Source organism: Pseudomonas xantholysinigenes (assembly GCF_014268885.2).
In the GTDB taxonomy this organism is placed as follows: Bacteria; Pseudomonadota; Gammaproteobacteria; order Pseudomonadales; family Pseudomonadaceae; genus Aquipseudomonas; species Aquipseudomonas xantholysinigenes.
In genome coordinates this window covers 815,001-836,651 of record NZ_CP077095.1, presented here as the reverse complement: position 1 = coordinate 836,651, position 21,651 = coordinate 815,001, and the positions used below count along the sequence as shown (strand labels likewise).

Sequence of the window (21,651 nt, the reverse complement as noted above, 5' to 3'; positions counted from 1 at the left end):
GCCGCTGGGTTCTTCGCGGGTAAACCCGCTCCCACAGGGGCTGTGGTGGGCTGAAGGGCTGTGGAGATCCTGTGGGAGCGGGTTTACCCGCGAAGGGGCCGGTACAGGTTAACGCGGCTGCAACCAGACCAACGAAGCAAATCGCCCACCCTGCGGGGTGCGGCGATAGGAGAAGAAGCGTGGATCGCTGACCGTGCAGAAGCCGCCACCGTAAACGGCGGTGACACCCCGCGCCGCCAATCGGATCCGCGCCAGCTGGTAGATATCGGCCATCAGCTTGCCCGGACGCTCACCGTCGACAAAGGCTGCGGCAGCTTCGGGATGCACGGCGGTAAAGGCATCGCGCACTTCCAGGCCCACTTCGAACGCCTGTGGCCCGATGGCCGGGCCCAGCCACACCAACACCTCGTCAGGCGGCACGGCCAGGCGGTCCAGGGTGGCTTCCAGCACGCCCCCGGCCAACCCGCGCCATCCGGCATGAGCAGCCGCTACACGGGTCCCGGCACGGTCGCAGAACAAAGCGGGCAAGCAGTCGGCGGTCATCACGGCACAGGCGATGCCAGGCTGATCGGTCCAACTGGCGTCGGCTTCGGCCACCACGGCGGGGTCGGCATCGGCCACCACCAGCCCGTGCACCTGCTTGAGCCAGGCGGGCTGGATGGCAAATTCATCGCTGAGACGACGACGGTTCTCGGCGACCGCCTGCGGATCATCGCCCACATGGTCGCCAAGATTGAAGGATTCATAGGGCGGCAAGCTGACGCCGCCCTCGCGGGTGGTGACACAGGCGCGAATCGAGGCCGGGGCCGGCCAGTCGGGCATGATCAGCGACTGCGTCAGACCACTCATCCGATAAAGCTCTCGCGGTCCTGGTCGAGCAACGACAGCAACCACTGGAAGTCGTCCGGCAGGTCCGACTTCCATTCCATGCGCTCACCGGTGGTCGGGTGGTCCAGCGCCAGGAAGCGGGCGTGCAGGGCCTGGCGCGGGAAGTGCTTCACCGCCTCGACCATGGCCACGCTGGCGGCCGGTGGAATGCGGAAACGCACGCCATACGTCTGGTCGCCGACCAACGGATAGCCGACATGGGCCATGTGCACGCGAATCTGGTGGGTACGGCCGGTTTCCAGCTTGACCCGCACATGGGTGTGCGAACGGAAGCGCTTGAGTACGCGGTAATGGCTGATCGCTGGCTTGCCACCGTCGGTGACCGCCATGCGCTGGCGCTCACCGCCGTGGCGGCCGATCGGGGCGTCGATCTTGCCGCCCGCGATCACCACGCCGACCACGATGCATTCGTAGACGCGGCTGACCGAACGCTTCTGCAGTTGATCGACCAGGTTGGTCTGCGCCTGCAGGGTCTTGGCCACCACCATCAGACCGGTGGTGTCCTTGTCCAGACGGTGCACGATACCGGCGCGCGGCACGTTGACGATGTCTGGCACATGGTGCAACAGGGCATTGAGCAGGGTGCCATCCGGGTGGCCGGCCGCTGGGTGGACCACCAGCCCGGCGGGCTTGTTGATCACCAGGATCTGGTCGTCCTCATAGACGATATCCAGCTCGATGTCCTGAGCCACCCATTCGCCCTGGGCCTCCTGTTCGGCCTCGAGGGCCAGGATGGAGCCGCTGTGGACGGTGTCGCGCGGTCGCAGCACCGCGCCATCGACGGTCAGGCGGCCATCTTTGATCCACGAGGACAGGCGCGAACGCGAGTACTCGGCGAACAATTGGGCGGCGACCTGGTCGAGGCGTTGGCCGCCCAGTTCGGACGGGACCTCTGCGCTAAGTTGAATGATCTCGGACATGCTCGAATCGACGGGCGTTCAGCCTTTGGTTTCGGCTGCGCGCTTGTGGTTAAATACGGCTTCTTTTGCCCCGGGGTTGGCCGGGGGCGCTCATCATAACAGGACGGCACCGCCCAAGACAGCGGCCGTCAAAGGGACGCAAGCCGCCATGCAAGTGAAACACCTGCTGCTGATCGCCATCCTCGGGCTCACCGCGGCCTGTTCCTCTAACAAGGAAGTCATTGACGAGAACCTCAGTGAAGCCGAGCTGTACCAACAGGCCCAGGCCGACCTGGACAACTCCAGCTACACCAGTGCCGTGAACAAGCTCAAGGCCCTGGAGTCGCGCTATCCATTCGGCCGCTACGCCGACCAGGCGCAGCTCGAGCTGATCTACGCCAACTACAAGAACTCCGAGCCCGAGGCCGCCAAATCGGCCGCCGAGCGCTTCATCCGTCTGCACCCGCAGCACCCGAACGTCGACTACGCCTACTACCTGAAGGGCCTGACCTCGTTCGACCAGGACCGTGGCCTGCTGGCGCGCTTCCTGCCGCTGGACATGACCAAGCGCGACCCGGGCGCCGCCCGCGACTCGTACAACGAGTTCGCCCAGCTGACCAGCCGCTTCCCCAACAGCCGTTACTCGCCGGACGCCAAGCAGCGCATGATCTACCTGCGCAACCTGCTGGCCTCCTACGAGATCCACGTGGCCAACTACTACCTGAGCCGCGAGGCCTATGTCGCCGCCGCCAACCGTGGCCGCTACGTGGTGGAGAACTTCCAGGAAACCCCATCGGTGGGCGACGGCCTGGCAGTGATGGTCGAGTCGTACCAGCGCATGCACCTGGACGAACTGGCCGCTACCAGCCTCGAGACCCTCAAGCTCAACTACCCGGACCACCCGAGCCTGGTCGACGGCCAGTTCGTCACCAAGGTGGACGAAAACGGCAACCGTTCGTGGCTGTCCAAGGCCACCCTGGGCCTGATCGAAACCAAGACCCCACTGCCGCCGGGTGAAACCCGCGCCAACCAGGACGTGGTCAAGCAGTTCCAGGATGCCCGTTCGGAGATCCCGCAAGAGCTGCTGCCCAAGGACGAGAACGGCGACCCGATCCTGCCGGAAGGTCCGAAGGAAGCCGAGAAAGACCGTTCCTGGTTCAGCTACATGACCTTCGGTCTGTTCGACTGATCGGCGAACGCGCAAAAGAAAGGGAGGCCTGAGGCCTCCCTTTTTTCATGGCCGCACCCTAGACTGTCGCCTTCTTCATTCGACAAGCTGGACACCATGGTTCGCCTACTTTTCTGGATCGCCCTGATCGCCGCCGCGTTCTGGCTGTGGCGCAAGTTCAAGACCAGTCAGCAATCCCCTGCCGAGCCGCAGCTGCAAGATCCGCTGAAGATGGTGCGTTGCGCCCACTGCGGCGTGCACCTGCCCAACGACCGCGCGCTGTCGCGGGGCCAGGAATGGTATTGCAGCCAGCAGCATCTGGAGCAAGGGCCAGGGCAGCAGCGCTGAGCACCTTGCGTAGGCGTGGCTTTGCCGAGGCGTCGGAGCGGCCCCAACGATCTTTGTGTAAACGCTGAAATCCTGGGGCTGCTACGCAGCCCTTTCCGACCGGTCCGACGCCTCGGCAAGGCCGCTCCTTGTATCTCGACTTTCGCCTCCCTAGAGGCGAAAGTTCTCGACTGATCATCGAGGGAAGGCCTTGAAGCAGAGCCGCTCCAAGGGCATCAAGCCCGCACTGTAGATAACGCTCTGGTCTTCCAACCCCACTCGACGAGTTCGAACGGTATCTAGTGCCCGCCCCCGGCGTGAGCACGCATTAACAAGGTTGAACTGAGTGTAGGGTGATCGACTTTCGTAGTTTGAAGGAGGAGATCATGTCCGTCTTTGTTGGCGTTGATGTCGCCAAAAAATCTTTCGACATTGCCATCCCGCTCCCCAATGGCAAGATGCGCACCAAAGCCAAGCTGTCCAATGATCCTGGAGGGTTCAGGCAGTTTAGCGACTGGCTTGAGCGCCATGCTGAACCAGGCGCCTGGATTGTTATGGAGGCTACAGGCATCTATCACGAAGCGCTGGCCGAGCACTGTCACAACCAAGGTTATCGGGTGTGCATTCTGAACCCGGCGGTGATTGCGAAATTCGCTGACGTGGAGCTTCGGCGCGTCAAAACAGATAAGGCTGACGCCAAAGTCATTGCTGCCTATGGCCAACAAAAGGCTGTCTCGCTTCGCCAGTGGGAGCCTGAGCCCCCTGCGCAGCGCCGCTTGCGTGCTCTGGTGCGGCGACTGGACGACCTCAAGGAAATGCGCCAGATGGAGCAGAATCGTTTGGATGTCGCACTAGATGCGGTACAGCAGTCGATTCAAGACGTAATCGGGCACATCAACGAAGAGCTGGAAAAGACCAGGAAGGCCATCGAGCAGACGATCGATGATGATCCAGACCTGCGCAAGCGACGTGAGCTGATTACCTCGATTGATGGTTTGGGTGACACCACTGCTACGTTGCTGCTCGCCGAACTGGGCGATCCACTGAAATACCAAAGCCCTTCTGCGATTGTCGCGTTTTCAGGCTTAAACCCAGTGGTGCAGCAATCGGGAGAGTTCATAGGTAAGAGCACTATTTCGCGTACAGGCGCCTCAAGGCTGCGTGCAGGCTTGTGGATGTCAGGCACTGTCTCAATCAGACATAACCCTGTTGTGAAGGAACTGGCAGAGCGGTTGAGCAGCCGGCACAAAGCTTACAAACAGATCGTCTGCGCGGCGATGCGCAAGCTGCTGCACCTGGTTTACGGGGTGGTGAAGTCGGGGATACCGTTTGACCCCAAAATCCCTCTTGCGGGGTGAGAGTCAAGACGGTATCTACAATGATCCGATACGCTCAGGTGCATACGGCGCCGGATCGATGATCGGCGCGCGCCCCAGCAGCAGATCGCTGAACAGCTGGCACGATGCCGGCGCCAGCACCAGTCCGTTGCGGTAATGCCCGCAGTTCAACCATAGCCCCGCGTGCCCCGGTACCGCGCCAATATACGGGATGCCTTCCGGCGACCCTGGGCGCAAGCCAGCCCAGTGCCCCACTACCTCGGCATCCGCCAGCGCCGGCAGCAACTCCACCGCCGAGGCCTTCAGGCTCTCCAGCGCATCCCCGGTCGGGGTCTTGTCGTAACCGGCATGTTCCAGGGTACTACCGACCAGGATGTGCCCGTCACGCCGCGGGATCGCATAGCGCCCCTTGGCCAGGACCATGCTCGGCAGGAAGTCCTCGGCACACTTGAACAGGATCATCTGCCCCTTCACCGGCTCCACCGGCAGGCTCAGGCCCAGGGTCTGCAGCAGGTCGCCACTCCAGGCCCCGGCACTGAGCACCACCTCGTCGGCGGCCAGCACACCGTCGTCGGTCTGCACACCGATCACCCGCCCGCCCTCGCGAACGAAGCCGCTGACCTGGCAGTGCTCGCGCAGGGTCACGTTGGGCAGCGCCTGCACGGCGGCCTTGAGCGACTTCACCAGGCGCGGATTACGCACGTTGGCCACGCCCGCCATGTAGATGGCGTGACGGTAGCCCGCCCCCAGCACCGGGACGGCATCATAGGCGGCGGAAATATCCACGGCGCTGAGCGGTCGTTGCTCCCGGGCGGCCCAGGCCAAGGCCTCGGCCTGGTCGTCCAGGTCAAGCCAGTACAGCCCGGTGGTATGGACCTCGGGGTCGATCCCCGTGCTGGCGAACAGGCGTTCGCCCAGTTGTGGATAAAAATCCTGTGACCAGTGCGCCAACGCGGTCACCGCCGGGCTGTAGCGCCACGGGTACAGTGGCGAGACAATGCCGCCGCCCGCCCAGGACGACTCCCGGCCGACCTCGCCTTGGTCGCACACCACCACCCGGTCGACCTCGGCCGCCAGGTTGAACGCTGTCAGCAGGCCAATCACCCCGCCACCGACTATCACTACTTGCTTGCTCATCGTTCGATCCAACACCTGAAGAAATCCCACGGTGCGCAGGCACCCAATGCGCTTCAGCTTCCCCAGCAGGCTTCAATGCCTTCGCTGCCACCCGGATTGTCACGCACGCCGGCGTGATCGAGGCGAAAATCGCCACAGCGGTCGTCCGCCATGAACCCGCCTGCTACCCGCCGGGCAAGCAGCATGAAGACATCTTCGTCGCGGCGAGCGTGCAACTGGTAGTAACGGCTGCCGTCCGGCAATACCGTCTTCAGCTGCTCGCTATCGGCATAGCCACCGGCACGCGCGCGATGCTGCTCCAGGCGCAGCGCGGCATCCTGCAGCAGCCCGACCGCTTCGCTGCGCGCGGCTCGCCGAAGCTGGTCGCTGTAACTGGGGTAGGCAATGGCTGCCAGCATGCCGATCAGCGCCACGACAATCAATAATTCGATCAGCCCAAGGCCGCGCTGCATCTCAGCCTTCCTCCAATCGCTGGCGCCAGCTGACACGCCGCACGCCGGCCTGGTCGTCCACGGCATAGACCGCCTCGAGAAATTGCCGGGCGCGCGTCTCGCGGCCCAGCGCGGTGATCCGCACCAGCATCACCGGCTCGCCAGTGGCCAGGCCCGCGGCACGACGGGTTTCGCCGATTACCTGTAGCAAGACAAAACCACTTTCGGTGGCTTGCCAGGCTGCGCCGGGGCTGGCGAGTGGCAGGTCCGGTGGCAGGCATGCCCCGCATTGCGCGGGCAGCCCTTCGTTCAGCAGCGCCGTGCCTTCGATCAAGCTCGCCTCGGCCTGCTCGAAAGCCTGCACACGCAAGATCTGCTCGCCCACCTGTCGCGCCTGCAGCAAGGCGCTACGCATCCCCAACGCCGTCAGCAGCCCCAGCAGCAGGCTGAGGCTCAGCGCCAGCAACAGCACCACGCCGCGCTGGCGATTCATACTCCACCCTCGGGGTTGCGCAGGGCCACGCTCAGGCTATGGCGCTGTTCCAGGTGATGGTCGCGATCATGCATGCGCAGGTCGATATCCACGCGGTCCTCGCTCTGGCGTACCTCAAGCCCTCCAACATTGTCGATCAGGCTGGCGTGCTGGGCGTTGGTGGTGAGCATGAGACTGCCACCGCGCACACGGTAGGTCACTCGGCGCACCGGCAAGGCCAGCAAGGTGTCCCCCGGCACATGTTGCCCGCGCTGTACGCGCGCCCAGCTGCGGCAGTCGGTGAGCACGGTCCAGTCCGGCGCCCCCAGCAACCCCGGCAGCTCGGCCCCTACCAGCGTCAAGCTATCGCCGCTGGCCTGCACGGGCCTGGCGAACGCCTGCACAGTGGCCGGGTCGTCGAAGTCCGCCGCGTCCAATCGCAGGCAGCCGAACATCCCGGCCTGGCGGATATCCTCGGCCATGCGCTGCAGGGCCAGGCGGGCATCATCCTGCAACTGGGCGGTCGCCGCGTGCAGACGCCAAGCCTGGTAGCCCTGGACAAACACCTGCCCCGCCGCCACCAGCAGCAACGAGCCCAGGGCCACGGCCAACATCACCTCGACCAGGCCAAACCCCGTCGCCCTGCGTCTCATGGCAACACCCTGCCCTGCAACTGCAACGCCGGCCGTTCGGCCATGGCAGGCCAATGTACCTCCAACACCAGCATCTGCCCCAAAGGCCTGAGCCGCCCTTGCGCCGACGCCCCCAGCACCTGCGCGACCCGCGCCTGCCAGGCGCCCGCCTCGCCAACATCCAGCCCGCCCTGCGCCCGCACCCTTTCGAGCATGCCCTGGGCCAGCTGCAGCGCCTGGCTATCGCGCCGGGCACTATCGCCCGCCTGCAAGCCACGCACCTGCAAGGCCGCCGAGGCGAATACCCCCAGCGCCAGCACGGTCATGGCCAGCAGCACCTCCAGCAGTGTCATCCCGCCCTCTTTCGCTCGCATCCTCTCCCTCCCAGGACCTTTCCTCGGCCCTTGCCCGAACCGGCTGACTGGCGCCTCGCATGGCCAGGCCGGAAGCTACAGCGAAGCACTTGCTGGGAGGAATGCACGGTGAGGCAACACGGGGTAACACTGCTGCAAATGATGTCGGCGCTGGCCATTGGCAGCCTGCTCACACACGTGGGCGTAACGGCCTACGCCAGGCTCAGCGATACCTTGCAACAGGCCGCCGTGGCCCAGGACCTGGCACACGCGCTGCGAGCCACGCGCAACCAGGCCGCGCTGCAACAGCAGGCACTGACGTTCAGTCCGCTGGAGGGTGATTGGGGCAAGGGCTGGCGTGTATCGCGCGAGCGCGATGGCCAATTGCTGCGCGAGCAGCGTCTGGCCAGGCCGACAAGGATCGTCGCGAGTTCCAACCGGGAAGTCAGGTTCAGCCAGCGAGGGGCGCCGATCGGGGTCGGCTTCGTCGGCATCACGCTGGACATCTGCCAGCGCGGCGGGCCAGGGAGTCAGCACCAGGTGGTGCTGAGCCCCAGTGGCCGGGTCAGCCTGCGCAGCGACGAGGGCCGCCGGTGCGCAGAAGGCTGAGTCAGATCAGCGAGCGTACCCGCAGTTCCTTGGGCATCGAGAAGGTGATGTTCTCTTCACGACCGTCAAGCTCTTCGGCGCCGCTGGCGCCCCAGGCCTTGAGCTGCTCGATCACACCACGCACCAGCACTTCGGGGGCCGAGGCACCGGCGGTGATGCCGATCCGCTGTACGCCATCGAACCAGGCACGCTGCAGGTCCTCGGCGCCATCGATCAGGTAGGCGGGCGTGCTCATCCGCTCGGCCAGCTCGCGCAGGCGATTGGAGTTGGAACTGTTGGGGCTGCCCACCACCAGCACCACGTCACACTCGTCGGCCAGTTGCTTGACGGCGTCCTGGCGGTTTTGCGTGGCGTAGCAGATATCGTCCTTGCGCGGGCCGCCGATGTTCGGGAAGCGCGCGCGCAGGGCATCAATCACCCGGCTGGTGTCGTCCATCGACAGGGTGGTCTGGGTGACGAAGGCCAGGTGGTCCGGGTTGCGCACCTGCAGCTTGGCGACATCGTCCTCGTCCTCGACGAGGTAGATGGCGCCGCCATTGCTGGCGTCGTACTGGCCCATGGTGCCTTCGACTTCCGGGTGCCCCTCGTGGCCGATGAGGATGGTCTCACGGCCGTCGCGGCTGTACTTGGCCACCTCGATATGCACCTTGGTCACCAGCGGGCAGGTCGCATCGAACACCTTCAGGCCACGGCCGGCGGCTTCTTGGCGCACGGCCTGGGAAACGCCGTGGGCGCTGAAGATGACGATGACGTCGTCCGGCACCTGGTCCAGCTCTTCGACGAAGATCGCGCCACGATTGCGCAGGTCCTCGACCACGAACTTGTTGTGCACCACTTCGTGACGCACGTAGATCGGCGGGCCGAAGACTTCCAGGGCGCGGTTGACGATCTCGATCGCCCGGTCGACCCCCGCGCAGAAGCCGCGCGGGTTGGCGAGTTTGATTTGCATGCTCGGCTCCAGGCTCACACGGCCTTCACGTCGAGGATCTGCACCTCGAAGTTCAGGGTCTTGCCAGCCAGTGGATGGTTGAAATCGATGGTCACCTGGTTGTCGTCGAACGCCTTGACCACGCCCGGAAGCTCGGTGTTGGCGGCGTCGTTGAAGATCACCAGCAGCCCTTCGGACAGCTCCATGCCTTCGAACTGCGAGCGCGGCATCACCTGCACGTTCTGCGGGTTGTGCTGGCCGAAGGCGTTCTCCGGGGCGATGCTCAGCTTGCGCTGGTCACCGGCCTTGAAGCCGAACAGGGCGTTCTCGAAGCCCGGCAGCAGGTTGCCGTCGCCGACCTTGAACGTGGCCGGGGCCTTGTCGAAGGTGCTGTCGACGGTGTCGCCGTTTTCCAGGTGCAGCGCGAAATGCAGGGTGACTTCGGTGTTCTGGCCGATGCGGGTCTCAGTCATGGACGGCTTCCTCGGACTTCTTGCTCTTGAACATGTCCAGCGCCAGCATCACCGCGCCCACGGTGATCGCGCTGTCGGCCAGGTTGAAGGCCGGGAAGTAGTAGCGGTTCTGCCAGTGCACCAGGATGAAGTCGACCACATGGCCCAGCACGACGCGGTCGTACAGGTTGCCCAGCGCGCCACCCAGCACCAGGGCCAGGGCCACGGCCAGCCAGGTCTCGTTGCGCCCCAGGCGCTTGAGCCAGACCACCAGCACCGCGCTGACCACCACGGCGATCAGCGCGAACAGCCAGCGCTGCCAGCCGGAACTGTCGGCCAGGAAGCTGAACGCCGCGCCGGTGTTGTAGGCCAGGGTCCAGCTGAAGTAGTCGGGGATGACCACGATCTGCTGGTACATGGTCAGCGCGCTGTCGAAGTACAGCTTGGTGGCCTGGTCGAGGACCAGGACCACCAGGCTCAGCCAGAGCCAGGCAAGGCGCCCGAAGCGCCCCGCAGGAGCATTAGGCATAGTGGCGCACCTCGCCCGAACCGCTCAGGTTGTCGACGCAACGGGCGCAGATTTCCGGATGCTCCGGGTGGCTGCCCACATCGGCGCGGAAGTGCCAGCAACGGCCGCACTTGGCATGGCCGGACTTGACCACTTTCAGCTTGAGGCCTTCGACTTCGGTTGTCACGGCATCGGCCGGCGCCTGGACGAACGGCACCACGCTGGCGGCCGAGGTGATCAGCACGAAGCGCAGCTCGTCGCCGAGCTTGTTCAGGTCGGCGGTCAGGCCCTCTTCAGCGAACAGGGTGACTTCGGCCTGCAGGTTGCCGCCGATGACCTTGGCGGTACGCTGGTTTTCCAGCTCCTTGTTGACCGCGGCTTTAACAGCCATCACGCGGTCCCAGTAGGCACGGTCCAGCTCGGCGTCGGCCGGCAGTTCGGCCAGGCCCTGGTACCAGGTGTTGAGCATCACCGACTCGTTGCGCTCGCCCGGCAGGTACTGCCAGATCTCGTCGGCGGTGAATGCCAGGATCGGCGCGATCCAGCGCACCAGCGCCTCGCTGATGTGGTACAGCGCGGTCTGGCACGAACGGCGGGCGACACTGTTGGCGCCGGTGGTGTACTGGCGGTCCTTGATGATGTCGAGGTAGAAGCCACCCAGCTCCTGCACGCAGAAGTTGTGGATCTTCGAGTAGACGTTCCAGAAACGGTACTCGCCGTAGTGCTCTTCCAGCTCGCGCTGCAGCAGCAGGGTGCGGTCCACCGCCCAGCGGTCCAGGGCCAGCATGTCTTCGGCCGGCAGCAGGTCACGGGCCGGGTCGAAGCCGGACAGGTTGGAGAGCAGGAAGCGCGCGGTGTTACGAATGCGGCGGTAGGCATCGGCGCTGCGCTGCAGGATCTGCTCGGAAACCGCCATCTCGCCGGAGTAGTCGGTGGCCGAGACCCACAGGCGCAGGATGTCGGCACCCAGGGTGTCGTTGACCTTCTGCGGCTCGATGGTGTTGCCCAGCGACTTGGACATCTTGCGGCCGTTCTCGTCCACGGTGAAGCCGTGGGTCAGCAGCTCGCGGTACGGCGCGTGGCCGTCGATGGCGCAACCGGTCAGCAAGGATGAGTGGAACCAGCCACGGTGCTGGTCGGAGCCTTCCAGGTACAGGTCGGCGCGTGGGCCGGTGGCGTGGCCGATATCGTGGGAGCCGCGCAGCACATGCCAGTGGGTGGTGCCGGAGTCGAACCACACGTCGAGGGTATCGCTGATCTTGTCGTACTGGCCGGCTTCGTCACCGAGCAGTTCGGCGGCGTCCAGCTTGAACCAGGCCTCGATGCCTTCCTTTTCGACGCGCTGGGCCACGGCTTCCATCAGCTCGACGGTACGCGGGTGCAGCTCGCCGGTCTGCTTGTCGAGGAAGAACGGGATCGGCACGCCCCAGTTGCGCTGACGCGAGATGCACCAGTCCGGGCGGTTGGCGATCATCGAGTGCAGGCGCGCCTGGCCCCAGGCCGGGACGAACTTGGTCTCTTCGATGGCCTTGAGCGCACGCTCACGCAGCGGCTCGCCGGTGCTCGGCTGCTTGTCCATGCCGACGAACCACTGCGCGGTGGCGCGGTAGATCAGCGGGGTCTTGTGGCGCCAGCAGTGCATGTAGCTGTGGCTGATGGTTTCGGTGTGCATCAGCGCGCCGACTTCGCTCAGCTTTTCAACGATGGCCGGATTGGCCTTCCAGATGAACTGGCCGCCGAAGAATGGCAGCGACTCGACATACACGCCGTTGCTCTGCACCGGGGTGAGGATGTCGTCGTTGACCATGCCGTAGCGCTTGCAGGTGACGAAGTCGTCTTCACCATAGGCCGGCGAGGAGTGCACTACACCAGTGCCGGCGCCCAGCTCGACGTAGTCGGCCAGGTAGATCGGCGACAGGCGATCATAGAACGGGTGACGGAAGTTGATCAGTTCCAGCGCCGAACCTGGCGCGGTGGCGATGACCGAGCCTTCGAGGTTGTAGCGCTTGAGGCACGACTCGACCAGTTCTTCGGCCAGGACCAGCAGGCGCTCGCCGGTGTCGACCAGGGCGTACTTGAACTCCGGGTGGATGTTCAGCGCCTGGTTGGCGGGAATGGTCCACGGGGTGGTGGTCCAGATCACGATGGCGGCGGGCTTGCTCAGCGCGTCCAGGCCAAAAGCGGCGGCCAGCTTGGCCTCATCGGCGAGCGGGAAGGCCACGTCGATGGTCTGGGATTTCTTGTCGGCGTACTCGACCTCGGCTTCGGCCAGGGCCGAGCCGCAATCGAAGCACCAGTTCACAGGCTTGAGGCCCTTGAACACGAAGCCTTGCTTGACCATCTCGGCCAGGGCGCGGATCTCGCCGGCCTCGTTGGCGAAGTTCATGGTCTTGTACGGGTTATCCCAGTCACCCAGCACGCCCAGGCGGATGAACTCGGTCTTCTGCCCTTCGATCTGCTCGGCGGCGTACTCGCGGCACAGCTCGCGGGTGCGGTCGGCGGTCAGGTGCTTGCCGTGGGTGACCTCGACCTTGTGCTCGATCGGCAGGCCGTGGCAGTCCCAGCCCGGCACGTACGGCGCGTCGAAGCCGGACAGGGTCTTGGAGCGGACGATCATGTCCTTGAGAATCTTGTTCAGCGCATGACCGATGTGGATCTTGCCGTTGGCGTAGGGCGGGCCGTCGTGCAGGACGAACTTCGGACGATCCTTGCCAATCTCGCGCAGCTTCCGGTACAGGCCAATGCTGTCCCAGCGCTGCAGGATCTGCGGTTCGCGCTGAGGCAGGCCGGCCTTCATGGGGAAGGCGGTGTCCGGAAGGTTAAGCGTGGCTTTGTAGTCGGTCATTTCAGGCTCTTCGTTAGCGGTTGAGCGTGCCAGTGGGCACGTGCGGCGGCGATGTCCGCGTCGATCGCCGACTTCAGCGCCTCCAGGGAGGCGAAACGCTGCTCTTCACGCAGCTTGTGGTGGAATTCCACCGTCAGGCACCGGCCATAGAGGTCGCCGGCGTAGTCCAGGAGATGAATCTCCAGGTGGGGACGACCATCACCGCTGACGGTGGGACGTACCCCGATGTTGCCGACACCCGGCCAGTGCTTGCCGTCGATCTCGATGCTGGCCAGATAGACCCCGGACAGCGGTACGCGACGGCGCTTGAGCTGGATGTTGGCGGTAGGTGTGCCGAGCTGGCGGGCCAGTTTCTGGCCGTGCAGCACGCGACCGGTGATGCAGTATGGGCGGCCCAGCAAATGTTCGGCGAGCTGGAAATCGCCTTCGGCCAAGGCCTTGCGCACTTCGGTGCTGCTGACCCGCAGGCCGTCCTGGATCACGGTATTGGCCGCTTCGACGGTGAATCCGTGGCGTTTGCCGGCTTCGGTGAGGAAGGCGAAGTCGCCGGCGCGGTCGCAGCCGAAGCGGAAGTCATCGCCCACTTCGAGGTGACGCACCCCCAGGCCATCGACCAGCACCGCCTTGACGAACTGTTCGGCGCTGAGCCGGCTCAGGCGCTGGTTGAACGACAGGCACAACACCCGGTCGATACCCTCGGCGGCCAGCAGCTCGACCTTGTCGCGCAGGCGCGCCAGACGGGCCGGCGCACTGTCCGGGGCGAAGTATTCGCGCGGCTGTGGCTCGAAGATCACCACGCAGGTCGGCAGGCCGAGCGCCTGGCCACGTTCGCGCAGGCGCGCGAGAATAGCTTGGTGACCTCGGTGGACCCCGTCGAAGTTGCCAATGGTGGCGACACAGCCCCGGTGCTCGGGGCGCAGGTTGTGAAGACCTCGAACCAGCTGCATAACGCGCTTCTTGCTCATAAAGTGGCCGATTATAACCACACCCGGGCGCTGGCGACAGGCAGCAGCGCCACCGGTGGGCGTGGAATGCGAAAAACCGACGCCTGACCCTGCCGGCGCCTCAATGCAACGCCTTGCGGGCGAAATGCCGCGGGCGGAAACCGCACAGGTACAGGCAACCGAAATAGGTCACCACGCCCGCCACGATCAAGGCGCCCAGGCGCAGGAAGCGCGCGAGCATGTTGCCTTGGTCCCAGGCGGGCAGGTAGTGCATGCCCAGTAACAGCACGCCCGACATCAACGTCACTGCCAGCACCAGCTTGAGCAGGAACATCGTCCACCCAGGTTGCGGCTGGAACAGCTGCTGGCTGCGCAACCTCCAGTACAGCAGGCCGGCGTTGAGGCAGGCGCCCAGGCTGATGGCCAGGGCCAGCCCGGCATGGGCCAGCGGGCCGATCAACGCCAGGTTGAGCAGTTGGGTGCAGACCAGGGTGAAGACCGCGATCTTCACCGGCGTGCGGATATTCTGCTGCGCATAGAAGCCAGGTGCCAGTACCTTGACCAGGATGATCGCCAACAGGCCCACCGAATAGGCGATCAGCGCACGCTGGGTCATGGCCGCGTCGAAGGCGGTGAACTTGCCGTACTGGAACAGCGCCACGGTCAGCGGCTCGGCGAGGATCGCCAGGGCCAGGGTGCACGGCAGCACCAGCAGGAAGCACAGGCGCAGGCCCCAGTCGAGGATCCGCGAGTACTCTTCACGGTCCTTGTTGGCGTAGGTCTTGGCCAGGGTCGGCAGCAGGATGGTGCCCAGGGCCACGCCGAGCACGCCCGAGGGCAGCTCCATCAGGCGGTCGGCGTAGTACATCCACGACACCGAGCCTGCCACCAGGAACGAAGCGAAGATGGTGTTGATGATCAGCGAGATCTGACTCACCGATACGCCGAGGATGGCCGGCAGCATCTGCTTGAGCACGCGCCACACCCCGGTGTCGCGCAGATTCAGGCGTGGCAGCACGAGCATGCCGATTTTCTTCAGGGCCGGCAGCTGGTACAGCAGCTGCGCCAGGCCACCGGCCAGCACGCCCCAGCCCAGGGCCATGATCGGCGGGTCGAAGTACGGGGTCAGCAGCACGGCGAAGGCGATCATCGCCACGTTCAGCAGGGTCGGCGTGAAGGCCGGCACGCTGAAACGGTTCCAGGTATTGAGGATGGCCCCCACCAGCGACGACAGCGAGATCAGCAATATATAAGGAAAGGTCACCCGCAACAGGCTGGTGGTGAGCGCGTACTTCTCGGCGCTGTCGACGAAGCCCGGCGCGGTGGCCCAGACCACCCAGGGCGCGGCGAGGATGCCAACGACGGTGACCAGGGCCAGAACCAGGGTCAGCAGGCCGCTGATATAGGCGATGAAGGTCCGGGTGGCTTCCTCGCCCTGCTGGGTCTTGTACTCGGCCAGGATCGGCACGAACGCCTGGGAGAACGCGCCCTCGGCAAAGATCCGGCGCAGCAGGTTGGGCAGTTTGAAGGCGATGAAGAAGGCGTCGGTGGCGATGCCCGCACCGAAGACCCGCGCCAGGATGGTGTCGCGGACGAAGCCGAGCACCCGGGAAACCATGGTGATGGAGCTGACTGCGGCCAGTGATTTGAGCAGGTTCATCGAAAAGTTTCACGCCAAGGGCAGAGGACGCTGCAGAGAGCGTTCGAATGTGCGATACTCCCGCGCCTTCGCAGGGGGAGCCAAAATTCCCGAGTTTACAGGTCGTGCGGCAGAAGGGAACATTTCCCGCTCATCGACCCACCACTCGGCGGAACCCTGCAGGTGGCCTTGACATCCGTTCGACTCGTCGGCATGATTCGCGGCCTATTTTGTTTGCTATTTACCTAAAGTCTTTCGAGGAGCTCGACGGTGGCCAACACACCTTCCGCCAAGAAACGTGCAAAACAGGCTGAGAAGCGTCGCAGCCACAACGCCAGCCTGCGTTCCATGGTCCGCACCTACATCAAGAATGTAGTCAAAGCCATCGACGCAAAAGACGCCGAAAAAGCGCAAGCCGCTTACGTTCTGGCTGTACCTGTCATCGACCGTATGGCCGACAAAGGTATCATCCACAAGAACAAAGCTGCTCGCCACAAAGGCCGTCTGAATGGCCACATCAAGGCGCTGAAAGAAGCTGCAGCTGCCTAAGCGACGTTCTTGTCGAAAAAACCGACCCTAGGGTCGGTTTTTTTATGCCTGTGATTTCTTGCCACCAACACTCCCCCTCTGCCTGTAGGAGCGGCCTTGCGTCGCGAAAGGGTCGCGTAGCGACCCCAGGATTTCTGTGCTGATGCAAAGATCGCCGGGGCCGCTTTGCGGCCCTTTCGCGACGCAAGGCCGCTCCTACAGGTACCAGCTCAGCCGTTCGATCACTTGCCGATCTGAATCTTCGGTGCCCACTCCAGCCAGGCATCCTCAGGCTTGTCGAACAAGGCAAAGGTCTGCTGCGGCCGCGCCGGGTTGCCCATCTGTTCGCCATCCGGGGTGGCGAAGGCGATCCCACCGGCGATCAGCGTCTCCACCGACTCGGTACGCACGGTGGCGCCCTTGAACAAGCCCCAGTCGAAACCGAATCCACTACTGTTCCAGAATCGGCTGCCGCCGCGCACCAGGCCGGCATAGCGCGGCTCGATAAGGATATGGATCAGCACGCGATCGGCGCTTTGGCCCAGCTCGAAGCCAGTCACCTTGCCCACCGTGACCTCACGATAGGTCACCGGCACCCCAGGCTTGATCGAGCCTCGCCGCGGGGCGCTCAGGGTCAATGGCAGGCCGACCTCCTCGCCTTTCACCTCGGGCGCGTCGCTCAGGGCGATGAAATCACGCTGTGGGCCCTTGTCCTTGAACGCAGGCAGCACTTCCAGGTATTGGCCACCGACCAAGGTGTCGAGGTTTTCGGTACGCACCAGGCCCAAGGCCGGCTTGACCACCCAGAACTGAGTGCCCGTGCGGGCGATGCGCTCGGCCGCCTGGGTAATTCGCGCCCGCAGCAGCACGGCCTGCAGATCGGCGGTCAGGTCCACGCTTTCAACACTGCCCACATCCAGCCCACGGAAGCGAATCGGCGTGCCAGGCTTGAGGCCATCGGCACGGTCCACACGAATGGTGATCAGGGCACCGGCACGGTCGGCCGCATCCTGGCTCTCATGCAGACGGAAGCGTGGAATGCGGCGCTTGAGCGGCACATCCGGCTTTGGCGTGTCAAAAGCGATACCACCGGCCATCAGGGTCTGCAGCGACTCGCTCTTGACCTGGATGCCCGACAGGCCGCCGGTCAAGGTGATACCGCTGGCATTCCAGAAACGCGTGGAGCCGTTGACCAGGTTGGCGTATTCCTTCTCGATGTGCACGCCGATGAGGATCCGCTTGCTGTTGCGGGCGAACTGGTAGCTCTGCACGCTACCCACGCGCACCTGGCGGTACATGACCGGGCTGCCCACTTCCAGCGAGCCCAGGGTGTCGGCGAACAGCACCATGTGCAGGCCCGGTGCCTTCAGGTCCAACGGCGGCGCCTTCGCACGAGCCTCGAACTCGCGTTGAGGCTTGGCTCCCGGCTCTCCCGGACGCACTGCAATGTAGTTGCCCTTGACCAGCGCCTCGAGGCCGGTGATGCCCGCCAGCGAGATCGACGGCTTGACCACCCAGAACTGGGTGCCCTCGACCAGGTAGTCTTCAGCCAGCGGGTCCAGCGTCAACTCGGCCATGGCGCTGGAGAGGTCGTTCTCGATCTGCAGGTTTTTCAACGAGCCGATCTGGATGCCCTTGTACAGCACCGGCGTACGGCCCTTCTGCAGGCCCTCGAAGTCGCTGAGCCTGACCTTCACACGGATGCCCGCCTGGGCTGCGTCGAAGTCCTCATACAGACGGAACGGCAGGCTCGGGTCGGTGGGCGGGCTATCCTTGCGGTTCTCTGGCGTGGCGAAGGCGATACCGCCGGCAACGATGCTCGACAAGGACTCAGTGCGCACCTTCACCCCAGAGAAGTCGGCATCGATGCTGACACCGCTGGCGTTCCAGAAGCGTGTGTGCTTGCGGACCAGCGCCGCATAGGCCGGGGCGATGAACACCTTGATCTCGACAGTGCCCTGGTCCTCGGACAACCGGTAGCTCTTCACCCGGCCAACCTGGATCTGCTTGTAGAACACCGGGCTGTCACGGTTGAGCGAACCCAGGCGCTCGGCCTTCAGCGTCAAGTGCAAGCCCGGCTCGGCGTCGGACATCGGCGGCGCTTCCTTCAACGCAGTGAAGCGCTTGGTCGGCTCACCCTCGCCCGGGTCCACAGCGATGTAGTTGCCCGAGACCAGCGTTTCCAGGCCGGAAATCCCGGCCAGGCTGACGCTCGGCTTCACCAGCCAGAAACGCGTGCCTTTGGTCAGATGAGGCCCGGCTTCTTTGCGCATTTCGATAGTCGCGATCACCCCGCGGTTGTCGCCTTGGTTATCCAGCACCAGGGCAGTGACCTTACCCACGGACATCCCTTTGAAGATGACCTCGGTCTTGTTGGCGACAATGCCTTCGCCGGTCTCGAAGCGCACCTGGATTTCGATGCCGGCGTCACGATAGGCCTGCCAGGCCAGCCAGCCACCGATCGCCAGGGCAATCAGCGGCAGGATCCAGATGGCCGACCAGTTTGAAGCGGGGCGGGTTTTAGCCGTAGGCAAGTCACTCATGGTCGTCATCCGACTCCGTGTTATCCCAGATCAGTCGGGGATCGAAAGTTAAAGCAGCGAGCATCGTCAGGATCACCACGGAGGCGAAGGCGACGGCGCCCAGGTTGGCTTCGACACTGGCGATGCGGCCGAAATTCACCACCGCCACGAGAATGGCGATGACGAAGATGTCCAGCATCGACCAGCGCCCGATGAACTCGATGAAGCGGTACATCAGGATGCGCTGCCGGGCCGAGAGCGGCTGGTGGCGCTGCACCGAATACAGCAGCAGGGCAATACCCACCAGCTTGAAGGTCGGCACCAGGATACTGGCGATGAACACCACCGCCGCGATCGGCAGCATGCCGTGCTTCATCAGGGTGATCACGCCGGACATGATGGTGTCCGGACTGCCCTGGCCGAGGGCGCTGACGGTCATGATCGGCAGCACGTTGGCCGGGATATAGAGGATCATCGCCGTGATCAGCAGCGCCCAGGTACGCACGATGCTGTTCGGCCGTCGCGCGTGCACGGTGGCACCGCAGCGAGTGCAGGTCTGCGACGTGCTGTCGGCCTCCTGGCGGTTCAGCTCATGGCACTCATTGCAGACCAGGATGCCTGCATCAATCGCCCGCATGGACATCCTCCCCCGACAGAGCCACCCAGATCTGGTGTGGCGACATCACCACCTCAAGCCAAACCTGTACCAGCAGCAGGCTGACGAAACAGACCAGGCCCAGGCCGATGCTTAATTCAGCCAGGTCGACCAGCTTGACGATGGCCACCAGTACGCCCATGAAGTAGACCTCGAGCATGCCCCACTCGCGCAGGTGGTGGTAGATACGGTAGATCAGCAAGCCATAGCTGCGACCGATGTCCAGACGAATGCTCAACAGCACCGCCAGCTGACAGAGCAGCTTGAGCAGCGGAATAGCCATGCTGCACAGGAACACCACCACGGCGATGCCGCGCATCTCGGAGTTGTACAAGCCAAGCACGCCACTCCAGACCGTGTCATCGGAGGTCTGGCCGAGCAGGTGCAGTTGCATGATCGGCAGGAAGTTGGCCGGCACGTACAGCAGCAGGGCCGTAAGCACCAGGGCCAGGCTACGGTTGACCAGGTTGTGCCGGTGGGCATAGAGCTCATAACCGCAACGCGGGCACTGGGCCTTCTCGTCATGTTGCAGCTGCGGCTTGCGCATCAGCAGGTCGCACTCGTGGCAGGCCACAAGGTCGTCCAGCGGCAACTGCGCGAGCGCTTCGGGTTCAACAGGGTTGGACATAAGGGCGTTCTGAGTGGATGCGTCGGCTCTATTCTAGTGTTCCGACTCGAATTGTGGGAGATGGCCATTATGAGGAACTGTATCGGCGTTCGAGTCACATTTTTTGCAAGCAAATCGCCCCCCCCCTGTAGGAGCGGCCTTGTGTCGCGAAAGGGCTGCGAAGCAGACCCGGCGTATCAGCTTGATGCGCAAATCCTGGGGCCGCGTTGCGGCCCTTTCGCGGCGCAAGGCCGCTCCTACAGGGGGGGGCGGTGTTGATTTGGCGAATGCGGAAAAGACAAAACCCCTACCTGCTCGCGCAGATAGGGGTTTTGCGAAATGAATCTTGACGATGACCTACTCTCACATGGGGAAGCCCCACACTACCATCGGCGATGCATCGTTTCACTACTGAGTTCGGGATGGGATCAGGTGGTTCCAATGCTCTATGGTCGTCAAGAAATTCTGTTGCCGTGAATGCCTTGCAGCACCCTCAGCCAATTCGGATATGTGATTTGTGATGTTGCGAACTTTCGGGTCTTTCGTCTTCACCACCACAATCTGCTTTCGTGCGCAGATTGCTTGGGTGTTATATGGTCAAGCCTCACGGGCAATTAGTATTGGTTAGCTCAACGCCTCACAGCGCTTACACACCCAACCTATCAACGTCGTAGTCTTCGACGGCCCTTCAGGGGATTCAAGATCCCAGTGAGATCTCATCTTGAGGCAAGTTTCCCGCTTAGATGCTTTCAGCGGTTATCTCTTCCGAACATAGCTACCCGGCAATGCCACTGGCGTGACAACCGGAACACCAGAGGTTCGTCCACTCCGGTCCTCTCGTACTAGGAGCAGCCCCTCTCAAATCTCAAACGTCCACGGCAGATAGGGACCGAACTGTCTCACGACGTTCTAAACCCAGCTCGCGTACCACTTTAAATGGCGAACAGCCATACCCTTGGGACCGGCTTCAGCCCCAGGATGTGATGAGCCGACATCGAGGTGCCAAACACCGCCGTCGATATGAACTCTTGGGCGGTATCAGCCTGTTATCCCCGGAGTACCTTTTATCCGTTGAGCGATGGCCCTTCCATACAGAACCACCGGATCACTAAGACCTACTTTCGTACCTGCTCGACGTGTTTGTCTCGCAGTCAAGCGCGCTTTTGCCTTTATACTCTACGACCGATTTCCGACCGGTCTGAGCGCACCTTCGTACTCCTCCGTTACTCTTTGGGAGGAGACCGCCCCAGTCAAACTACCCACCATACACTGTCCTCGATCCGGATAACGGACCTGAGTTAGAACCTCAAGGTTGCCAGGGTGGTATTTCAAGGATGGCTCCATGAGAACTGGCGTCCCCACTTCAAAGCCTCCCACCTATCCTACACAAGCAAGCTCAAAGTCCAGTGCAAAGCTATAGTAAAGGTTCACGGGGTCTTTCCGTCTAGCCGCGGATACACTGCATCTTCACAGCGATTTCAATTTCACTGAGTCTCGGGTGGAGACAGCGCCGCCATCGTTACGCCATTCGTGCAGGTCGGAACTTACCCGACAAGGAATTTCGCTACCTTAGGACCGTTATAGTTACGGCCGCCGTTTACCGGGGCTTCGATCAAGAGCTTCGCTTGCGCTAACCCCATCAATTAACCTTCCGGCACCGGGCAGGCGTCACACCCTATACGTCCACTTTCGTGTTTGCAGAGTGCTGTGTTTTTAATAAACAGTCGCAGCGGCCTGGTATCTTCGACCGGCGTGGGCTTACGCAGCAAG

21 protein-coding genes and 2 rRNA genes (1 of these 23 cut by a window edge) are annotated in these 21,651 nt (G+C 63.4%); 5 read left to right on the top strand and 18 right to left on the bottom strand.

Annotated features, from left to right (window positions below):
- Positions 1-108: 108 nt before the first annotated feature.
- Both pgeF and rluD read right to left on the bottom strand, forming a co-directional pair.
- On the bottom strand, positions 109-849 hold the full coding sequence (gene pgeF, locus HU772_RS03840) for a peptidoglycan editing factor PgeF (RefSeq protein WP_186662700.1): 741 nt from the start codon (positions 847-849) through the stop codon (positions 109-111).
- Entirely contained in the window at positions 846-1,808 is a 963-nt protein-coding gene (gene rluD / locus HU772_RS03835; protein WP_186662701.1) for a 23S rRNA pseudouridine(1911/1915/1917) synthase RluD, read from the bottom strand. Before rluD ends, pgeF begins: the two co-directional genes overlap by 4 nt.
- Before the next feature lie 148 nt (positions 1,809-1,956).
- On the opposite strand from rluD, the gene HU772_RS03830 reads away from it, so the two are divergent.
- The 3 genes from HU772_RS03830 (at position 1,957) to HU772_RS03820 (ending at position 4,640) form a co-directional block, all read left to right on the top strand.
- Positions 1,957-2,976 (top strand): outer membrane protein assembly factor BamD, encoded by a 1,020-nt coding sequence (locus HU772_RS03830; RefSeq protein ID WP_186662702.1) that lies wholly within the window; start codon positions 1,957-1,959, stop codon positions 2,974-2,976.
- A gap of 96 nt (positions 2,977-3,072) precedes the next feature.
- On the top strand, positions 3,073-3,303 hold the full coding sequence (locus HU772_RS03825; RefSeq protein ID WP_186662703.1) for a PP0621 family protein: 231 nt from the start codon (positions 3,073-3,075) through the stop codon (positions 3,301-3,303).
- A 365-nt stretch (positions 3,304-3,668) separates the two neighbouring features.
- Complete coding sequence (locus tag HU772_RS03820; RefSeq protein WP_217858722.1) at positions 3,669-4,640, top strand: IS110 family RNA-guided transposase; 972 nt, start codon at positions 3,669-3,671, stop codon at positions 4,638-4,640.
- Positions 4,641-4,655: 15 nt separating this feature from the next.
- Here HU772_RS03820 and thiO read toward each other — a convergent pair whose 3' ends face one another.
- The 5 genes from thiO to pilV are packed head-to-tail and all read right to left on the bottom strand — an operon-like array spanning position 4,656 to position 7,644.
- On the bottom strand, positions 4,656-5,756 hold the full coding sequence (gene thiO, locus HU772_RS03815) for a glycine oxidase ThiO (protein ID WP_186662663.1): 1,101 nt from the start codon (positions 5,754-5,756) through the stop codon (positions 4,656-4,658).
- 53 nt (positions 5,757-5,809) lie between these two features.
- Positions 5,810-6,208 (bottom strand): type IV pilin protein, encoded by a 399-nt coding sequence (locus HU772_RS03810; protein WP_186662662.1) that lies wholly within the window; start codon positions 6,206-6,208, stop codon positions 5,810-5,812.
- A gap of 1 nt (position 6,209) precedes the next feature.
- Positions 6,210-6,680 carry a hypothetical protein gene (locus tag HU772_RS03805; RefSeq protein ID WP_186662661.1) on the bottom strand — a complete coding sequence of 157 codons (471 nt, stop codon included), beginning with the start codon at positions 6,678-6,680 and terminating at the stop codon, positions 6,210-6,212.
- The gene (locus tag HU772_RS03800) at positions 6,677-7,312 is read right to left on the bottom strand and encodes a prepilin-type N-terminal cleavage/methylation domain-containing protein (protein WP_186662660.1); all 636 of its coding nucleotides are present in this window, start codon (positions 7,310-7,312) and stop codon (positions 6,677-6,679) included. The genes HU772_RS03805 and HU772_RS03800 overlap by 4 nt, the downstream gene beginning before the upstream one ends.
- Complete coding sequence (gene pilV / locus HU772_RS25065; RefSeq protein ID WP_437182415.1) at positions 7,309-7,644, bottom strand: type IV pilus modification protein PilV; 336 nt, start codon at positions 7,642-7,644, stop codon at positions 7,309-7,311. The genes HU772_RS03800 and pilV overlap by 4 nt, the downstream gene beginning before the upstream one ends.
- A 129-nt stretch (positions 7,645-7,773) precedes the next feature.
- Between pilV and HU772_RS03790 the strand changes: the two genes are divergently transcribed.
- A complete protein-coding gene (locus HU772_RS03790; RefSeq protein ID WP_225923103.1) occupies positions 7,774-8,253 on the top strand; it encodes a GspH/FimT family pseudopilin in 480 nt (159 codons plus the stop codon).
- A 1-nt stretch (position 8,254) separates the two neighbouring features.
- Here HU772_RS03790 and ispH read toward each other — a convergent pair whose 3' ends face one another.
- The 6 genes from ispH to murJ all read right to left on the bottom strand — a co-directional run bounded on the left by ispH (position 8,255) and on the right by murJ (position 15,590).
- Positions 8,255-9,202 (bottom strand): 4-hydroxy-3-methylbut-2-enyl diphosphate reductase, encoded by a 948-nt coding sequence (gene ispH, locus HU772_RS03785; protein WP_186662658.1) that lies wholly within the window; start codon positions 9,200-9,202, stop codon positions 8,255-8,257.
- Positions 9,203-9,216: 14 nt separating this feature from the next.
- Complete coding sequence (locus HU772_RS03780; RefSeq protein ID WP_023629753.1) at positions 9,217-9,654, bottom strand: FKBP-type peptidyl-prolyl cis-trans isomerase; 438 nt, start codon at positions 9,652-9,654, stop codon at positions 9,217-9,219.
- Positions 9,647-10,162: a signal peptidase II gene (lspA, locus tag HU772_RS03775; protein ID WP_186662657.1), complete on the bottom strand. Its 516-nt coding sequence runs from the start codon at positions 10,160-10,162 to the stop codon at positions 9,647-9,649. Before lspA ends, HU772_RS03780 begins: the two co-directional genes overlap by 8 nt.
- Positions 10,155-12,986, bottom strand: coding sequence for an isoleucine--tRNA ligase (gene ileS, locus HU772_RS03770; protein WP_186662656.1), 2,832 nt, complete (start codon positions 12,984-12,986; stop codon positions 10,155-10,157). The genes lspA and ileS overlap by 8 nt, the downstream gene beginning before the upstream one ends.
- Positions 12,983-13,933 carry a bifunctional riboflavin kinase/FAD synthetase gene (gene ribF / locus HU772_RS03765; RefSeq protein WP_186662655.1) on the bottom strand — a complete coding sequence of 317 codons (951 nt, stop codon included), beginning with the start codon at positions 13,931-13,933 and terminating at the stop codon, positions 12,983-12,985. Before ribF ends, ileS begins: the two co-directional genes overlap by 4 nt.
- Before the next feature lie 118 nt (positions 13,934-14,051).
- Entirely contained in the window at positions 14,052-15,590 is a 1,539-nt protein-coding gene (murJ, locus tag HU772_RS03760) for a murein biosynthesis integral membrane protein MurJ (RefSeq protein WP_186662654.1), read from the bottom strand.
- Between the two features lie 249 nt (positions 15,591-15,839).
- Here murJ and rpsT point away from each other — a divergent pair, with 249 nt between their 5' ends.
- Complete coding sequence (gene rpsT / locus HU772_RS03755) at positions 15,840-16,118, top strand: 30S ribosomal protein S20 (RefSeq protein ID WP_003247625.1); 279 nt, start codon at positions 15,840-15,842, stop codon at positions 16,116-16,118.
- A gap of 221 nt (positions 16,119-16,339) precedes the next feature.
- On the opposite strand, the gene HU772_RS03750 is transcribed toward rpsT, so the two are convergent.
- The 5 genes from HU772_RS03750 to HU772_RS03730 all read right to left on the bottom strand — a co-directional run.
- A complete protein-coding gene (locus HU772_RS03750) occupies positions 16,340-18,640 on the bottom strand; it encodes a PqiB family protein (protein ID WP_186662653.1) in 2,301 nt (766 codons plus the stop codon).
- Positions 18,633-19,256 (bottom strand): paraquat-inducible protein A, encoded by a 624-nt coding sequence (locus tag HU772_RS03745; protein ID WP_186662652.1) that lies wholly within the window; start codon positions 19,254-19,256, stop codon positions 18,633-18,635. Before HU772_RS03745 ends, HU772_RS03750 begins: the two co-directional genes overlap by 8 nt.
- On the bottom strand, positions 19,243-19,902 hold the full coding sequence (locus HU772_RS03740; RefSeq protein ID WP_186662651.1) for a paraquat-inducible protein A: 660 nt from the start codon (positions 19,900-19,902) through the stop codon (positions 19,243-19,245). Before HU772_RS03740 ends, HU772_RS03745 begins: the two co-directional genes overlap by 14 nt.
- A gap of 323 nt (positions 19,903-20,225) precedes the next feature.
- Positions 20,226-20,341, bottom strand: a 5S ribosomal RNA gene (gene rrf, locus HU772_RS03735).
- Positions 20,342-20,474: 133 nt separating this feature from the next.
- Positions 20,475-21,651: ribosomal RNA gene (locus tag HU772_RS03730) — 23S ribosomal RNA — on the bottom strand; it runs 1,716 nt beyond the window's last position.